The sequence below is a fragment of the Bacillus sp. 05T31 genome, assembly GCF_056396725.1.
Genome location: NZ_JBFTMA010000195.1, coordinates 1 through 6,341, shown reverse-complemented (window position 1 = coordinate 6,341; position 6,341 = coordinate 1). Strand labels below are relative to the sequence as shown.

The following is a 6,341-nucleotide window of genomic DNA, read 5'->3' as shown; positions in this document are numbered from 1 at the left end:
CCCTTTTAGGAAGGCTCTTCTATATTTTTAAATAAACTCACTAATAAAGCTTTTTGCGCGTGCAACCTGTTACCAGCTTGTTCAAAAACGATAGACTGTGGCCCATCTATAATCTCTCCAGTTACTTCTTCTTCACGATGAGCAGGCAGGCAGTGCAGGAAACGATATGTTTGCTTTGCATGTATAACAAGCTCTTTATTTACTTGGAAAGGCTGGAATAAAGTATATTTTTCTGCTTCTCCTTCTTGGCCCATACTCATCCAAACGTCAGTATAAATAAAATCTGCTCCACTTACCGCTAATTCAGGATTATGCAAAATTTCAATTTCAGCCCCTGTTTCATCAGCAATCGCTAATGCTTTTTTAACAATTTCTTCATTCGGCTCATACCCTACGGGAGTTGCAACAGTCATATTCATTCCGACTTTTGCACTCGCTAGCAATAGTGAATGACATACATTATTCCCATCACCTACATAAGCTAATTTAACTCCTTTAAACGTATGAACTTCTTCATATATCGTCATTAAATCTGCCAACGCTTGGCAAGGATGATGATCATCAGTTAAACCGTTAATAACTGGGATACTGGACTCTTTTGCAAGCTCCTCTACATCCGCATGCGAAAATGTGCGTATCATAATTCCATCAATATAATGAGATAGTACTTTCGCAGTATCTGACACCGTTTCTCCTCTGCCAATTTGCATCTCTTTTCCACTTAAAAACATTCCATGTCCTCCGAGCTGTACCATTCCTGCTTCAAAAGAAACGCGAGTACGGGTTGAATGTTTATCAAAAATGAGACCTAATATTTTCCCTTGTAATAAAGGCTCCTGCTTGTTCTTTTTTAAATATATAGCGAACTCAATTAAAGAAATGATTTCTTCTTGCGTCAATTCTTCTAACGTTAAAAGATCTTTCGTATTTAATTTCGGTACTTGTACAGTTGACATGAAATTTCCCCCTTATATTATTGATGCATTTTTTGTACAAACCACTCTTTTTATCATATATATTGCCTGTTCTAGCTCTTCATTCGTTACAATAAGTGGTGGTAATAGTCTTATAACATTAGGCCCTGCTTGTAATACGAGAAGTCCTGCTTTTTCTAGTTGTTCTATGACATTTGCAACCTCATGCTTGCATTCGATTCCAATCATAAGTCCCTTACCACGAATATTTTGAACACATTCAACGTGTCGTAATTCTTCTTGCAATTTCTTTAATACGTACTCGCCCTTTTCCTGTACCTCTTTAAAAAACGATTGTTCCTTAATGAATTGCAATACTTCTTTCGCTGCAGTCATAGCAATATAATTCCCACCGAAAGTTGAACCGTGTGACCCGGCAGTAAAAGAAGAACCTAGTTCTTTTCGGCCAATCATCGCTCCAACTGGAATACCATTCCCAAGCGCCTTTGCGATGGTAACGATATCAGGAATTATTCCCATTTGCTCATAAGCGAATAGTGTTCCTGTTCTGCCTATTCCAGTTTGTACTTCATCTATAATAAAAAGAGAATTGTACTGATTACATAGTTTTTCAATTTCCTTCAAAAAGGATGGATCAGCTAATATTACTCCTCCTTCTCCTTGAATAACTTCTACCATTACCGCCGCAACTTCTTCATTCATTACTTCCTCTAATGCTCGTATGTCGTTAAATGGTATATGTAAAAAAGACGGAAGTAATGGACCGAATCCTTCTTTCACTTTATCTTGCCCTGTTGCACTCAACGTTCCAAATGTTCTCCCGTGGAAAGATTGCTCACATGTTACTACGAGAGATTTTCCAGTATGCTTACGTGCTAGCTTTAAAGCCGCTTCATTTGCCTCCGCCCCGCTATTACAAAAAAACACATGATCTAATGCTGTATCTTCTGTTAATAATGATGCGACCTCTTCTTGTAAGGAGTTCGTAAATAAGTTAGATATATGCCATATATTTCTAAGTTGCTTTTCTACTGCCTTTACAACCGTAGGATGACAATGTCCTAAGTTACATACTCCAATACCAGAAGTGAAATCTAAATATTGCTCACCACTTTTATCAATAACTTTCGCCCCATTGCCCTTTAGAAATTCAATTTCTCTTCTTCCATATGTTTGAAAAAGATGGCTTGTCATACGATACTCACTCCTTTTGTTACCGTAGTTCCAACACACTCTCCTGTAACCTCAGTAAAATCCTTTGTACCATTTACGATACTAGCCTTTTTCACTCCCATTTTTAACGATGTAAGTGCCGCCTGTACTTTCGGAATCATTCCACCTGTAATAACGCCTTGTTCTATAAAAGTAAGAATTTCATATTCATCCGTTTTCTTTACCAATCTTCCTTCGTGTAATACTCCATCTACGTCCGTTATAAAAATGAGTTCTTTTGCGGATAGTGCGGCTGCAATTCCAGCTGCAGCGGTATCTGCATTTATGTTATAAACCTCATTACCATTTATCCCAATTGGGGCAATGACAGGAATATAATTCATATCTATCAACCCTTTCAATAGGGCTGTTTCTACATAACTTACTTCTCCTACATATCCTATCGCTTCGCCAACAGGTTGAACTTGAAGTAAATTACCGTCACATCCTGAAAGCCCCACCGCAAGTAAATCATGTTTTTGTAAATTCATTACGAATTTTTTATTCGTACTTCCGCATAGCACCATTTGAACAACATCCATAACCTCTTTCGGCGTTACTCTTAATCCATCTTTCTTTTCTATCTCGATATTAGCGTCTTCTAACTTGGCATCAATTTCTGGGCCACCGCCATGGACAATAACAACCTTATACTTATTTTGCAATTTCTTTATACAATCAAAAAAGACACTATTTAATCGATTCAACATGCTACCGCCACATTTAACTACAATATAATCACTCATCTTCTCTCTCCTTATGTACGATAACAAGCATTTATTTTCACATATTCATAACTTAAGTCGCAGCCCCAAGCTGATCCCGTTTCATCTCCTAAATGTAAACACACATCAATTTTTATTTCATGTTCTTGTAATTTCTTTGTCATTTCCTCTTCAGAGAACATTTGAGGCTCACTATTTTTTAATACGGCGATAGATTGAAGAGTGATATCAATTGTATTTGGGTTAATAATTACTTCACTCTGTCCAGTACTACTAATAATTCGTCCCCAATTTGGGTCCTCACCGTATATCGCTGTTTTCACAAGACTGGAACCGACTATTTGTTTTGCAATTTTCTTTGCTTCTTCATTTGTTCTAGCCCCTAACACGTTTACTTCTATTAACTTCGTAGCACCTTCACCATCTTGTGCAATTTTTTTCGCTAAATCTTCACATACCTTTTGTAAAGCAACTACGAAAGTTTCCCAGTCTTCATGTTCCMTATTCATCGTTTTCGTTTCTGATAATCCACTTGCCATAGCGATGACCATATCATTTGTAGAAGTATCTCCGTCCACCGTAATTTGATTAAACGTATGATTCGTAATTTGTGATAATGCTGTTTGCAATACTTCATGCTCTATATTGGCGTCTGTTGTAATAAAACTAAGCATCGTTGCCATATTCGGTTTGATCATCCCTGATCCTTTTGCGACCCCAGCAATGATCACTGCTTCCCCATCAATTATCATCTCATAGCAAGTTTCTTTCGTTATAAGATCTGTCGTTAAAATTGCTTCACAAAAAGAATAAGCTTCACTTACTTCCTTTGTTGGCACAAGAGATTCAATTCCCTTTCGAATGATATCCATCGGTAAAGGTACTCCAATTACACCTGTTGAAGCGACTGCGACGTACTTTTCTTTTACTCCAAAGTGTTCCGCTCCTAATGTTCGCATCTCATAAGCATCTTGCAATCCTTTCATCCCCGTACAAGCATTTGCATTGCCGCTATTTACAACAATTGCTTGTAATTTCCCTTCTGCTGCTAYGCTATCCTTCGTTACTTGCAACGGCGCTGCTTGTATTTGATTTGTTGTATACACAGCGGCACATGATGCTGGCACCTCACAAACGATTGCACCCATATCCTTTTTCACCTTTTTCAGACCATTTGCAGTACCGATTGCCGAAAAGCCTTTCGGCGTAACARTTGAACCATTTGCTAATTTTGTAATAGACGATGCTTTAATCATAATTTCCCCCTTATGGATAAAGCGGCATATGCTGTAAACCCGTTGTCTCTTCTAGTCCCGCTAATAAATTTGCATTTTGAACTGCTTGCCCTGCTGCGCCTTTCATCATATTGTCTATAACAGAAACGACCGTAACCCTTTCTGTTCTTTCATCGTAAGCYATCCCAATATCACAATAATTTGAGCCCCTTACTTCTTTCGGACTTGGAAATTCTCCTTGMGARCGAAYTCGAAYGAAAGCTGAGTWKTSATACGTTTCTTCATACAACGYTTGAAGTTGCTYCATTTTGATTTCTTGTTTTACTTTCGCATAGAGTGTAACCATAATCCCTCTTGATATCGGTATTAAATGTGTACTAAAYGTGATTGGCYTCGYTTYAYSATTCCACTCTRCAAGCATTTGCTCAATCTCAGGAACRTGCTGATGCTGATTWACTTTATAAATGTGWARGTTATCRTATAACTCWGGAAARTGAGTCATTGTTGTTGGMGTTTTGCCTGCTCCAGATACACCTGAYTTTGCATCAATRATAATCGAATCTTCTTCAATCATTCCGCTACATACTAACGGCGCTATCGCTAATAATGCAGCTGTCGCAAAACATCCTGGGTTTGCAATTAAATTTGCATTTTGRATCTCAGGCCTTTTCCATTCACTTAATCCATATACTGCTTTCCTAAGAAGTTCTTCCTGTGCAGCTGGCCTTTTATACCACAATTCATATGACGAGGGATCTATCATACGAAAGTCTCCAGATAGGTCAATTACTTTTAAACCTACTGCCAATAATTTTGGTGTTAACTCTGCCGATACTCCCGCTGGAGTTGCTAAAAATACAATTTCAGCTTCCTTCTCTATTTTCTCCGCATCAATTTCTTGTAACGTATGGACAAGAACATTTCGAAAATGCGGGTATACATTTGTTATAAATTCACCAACTTGTGAAAAAGAATGGAGAGATGCTATCGAAAAATATGGATGTTGCTCTAATAACCGAATTAACTCAATACCTCCATATCCAGTTGCTCCAATAATTGCGACTTTCATAAGCTCCTCCTCATATCTATTCTTTAAATTAAGTTTGATTATAATATTGCATAATTATAAAGTCAATTAAATATTTATAATTTTTAAAAACTTCAAAATATTAATCTTGCTATAAAAGCAATATACACAAGTGGATTTTTATGCAAAAATAGTGCATAGTAGTATTTTCATTTCACTTCAAGTACAATAAAACAATACATGTATACATACAGGCGGGGAAAAACATGAATAAAAAATTAATTGAGAAAATGATTATAAAAAGTTTTCGGCAATATCAATGTAATCCTGTTTCAAAAGAGGATCAGGAAATGCTAATTAAACATATTCAAATGATAATTCATTCAAATACTGAAATTGATGTATACGAGGCTGTTGAGGATATCGTTTACGATTATGTGACTGGAAAATAAAAAATAGGAGATTTCCATATGGAAATCTCCTATTTTTTACTTAATGATTTGCCTGCAACGCGTTCAAATAAACCCGGGAATAATGCGTAGAGCTTTGGCCCCATTCCCATCCACTTCGGCAAGTTTACTTCACGTTTTTTCGTTTGCATCGTCTTTACGATTTGTTCTGCTACATATGTTGGTTTTAACATGTAACGTCCCATATTTTTCACATATGTACCTGATTGATCGGCTATTTCAAAAAAGTTCGTTTCTATCGGTCCTGGGTTAATTGCTGTTACATACACATTTGTGTTAGATAACTCCATACGTAAACTATTCGTAAATCCTAATACAGCGTGTTTTGTTGCTGCATAAGCACTCGACTTCGGAGTTGCAATTTTTCCAGCCAATGAAGCAATATTAATAATTTGTCCTTCGTTCCTTTTTACCATATTAGGTAATACCGCTTTCGTACAAGCTACTAATCCAAATACATTTACTTGAAACATATCCTTTACTTCATCCATTGAAGCATCTTCAAACGTTTTAAARATACCAAACCCAGCATTATTTACCAATATATCAATACGTCCTACTTCTTGTAATACCTTTGAAAAAACAGATTGTACTTYCGTTTCTTCACTTACATCTAATACATAGTAATAGCAAGGCGTATTATAMGTTACTTTAATTTTGTCTGCTAATGCTTGTAGCTTCTCTTCTGTTCGAGCCATTAATACCGGCGTCGCCCCTTGCTCTGCAACCTGCATTGC

General features: G+C 36.8%; 6 protein-coding genes and 1 pseudogene. 1 reads left to right on the top strand and 6 read right to left on the bottom strand.

Annotation, left to right across the window (positions count from 1 at the left end):
* Window positions 1-5: 5 nt before the first annotated feature.
* The 5 genes and pseudogenes from argF to argC all read right to left on the bottom strand — a co-directional run bounded on the left by argF (window position 6) and on the right by argC (window position 5,176).
* On the bottom strand, window positions 6-956 hold the full coding sequence (gene argF, locus AC1DJR_RS13850) for an ornithine carbamoyltransferase (protein WP_002014968.1): 951 nt from the start codon (window positions 954-956) through the stop codon (window positions 6-8).
* A gap of 12 nt (window positions 957-968) precedes the next feature.
* A complete protein-coding gene (locus AC1DJR_RS13845) occupies window positions 969-2,129 on the bottom strand; it encodes an acetylornithine transaminase (RefSeq protein WP_429687759.1) in 1,161 nt (386 codons plus the stop codon).
* Window positions 2,126-2,893 carry an acetylglutamate kinase gene (argB, locus tag AC1DJR_RS13840; RefSeq protein ID WP_044442690.1) on the bottom strand — a complete coding sequence of 256 codons (768 nt, stop codon included), beginning with the start codon at window positions 2,891-2,893 and terminating at the stop codon, window positions 2,126-2,128. The genes AC1DJR_RS13845 and argB overlap by 4 nt, the downstream gene beginning before the upstream one ends.
* An 11-nt stretch (window positions 2,894-2,904) precedes the next feature.
* On the bottom strand, window positions 2,905-4,128 hold the full coding sequence (gene argJ / locus AC1DJR_RS13835; RefSeq protein WP_477002832.1) for a bifunctional glutamate N-acetyltransferase/amino-acid acetyltransferase ArgJ: 1,224 nt from the start codon (window positions 4,126-4,128) through the stop codon (window positions 2,905-2,907).
* A 10-nt stretch (window positions 4,129-4,138) separates the two neighbouring features.
* Window positions 4,139-5,176, bottom strand: a pseudogene (gene argC, locus AC1DJR_RS13830) (N-acetyl-gamma-glutamyl-phosphate reductase).
* A 224-nt stretch (window positions 5,177-5,400) separates the two neighbouring features.
* Between argC and AC1DJR_RS13825 the strand changes: the two are divergent.
* Window positions 5,401-5,586, top strand: a complete 186-nt coding sequence (locus AC1DJR_RS13825; protein WP_002014960.1) for a YqzH family protein — start codon at window positions 5,401-5,403, stop codon at window positions 5,584-5,586.
* A gap of 29 nt (window positions 5,587-5,615) precedes the next feature.
* Here AC1DJR_RS13825 and AC1DJR_RS13820 read toward each other — a convergent pair.
* Window positions 5,616-6,341: SDR family NAD(P)-dependent oxidoreductase (locus AC1DJR_RS13820; RefSeq protein ID WP_477002831.1), on the bottom strand; the 726-nt coding region annotated here is incomplete at its 5' end.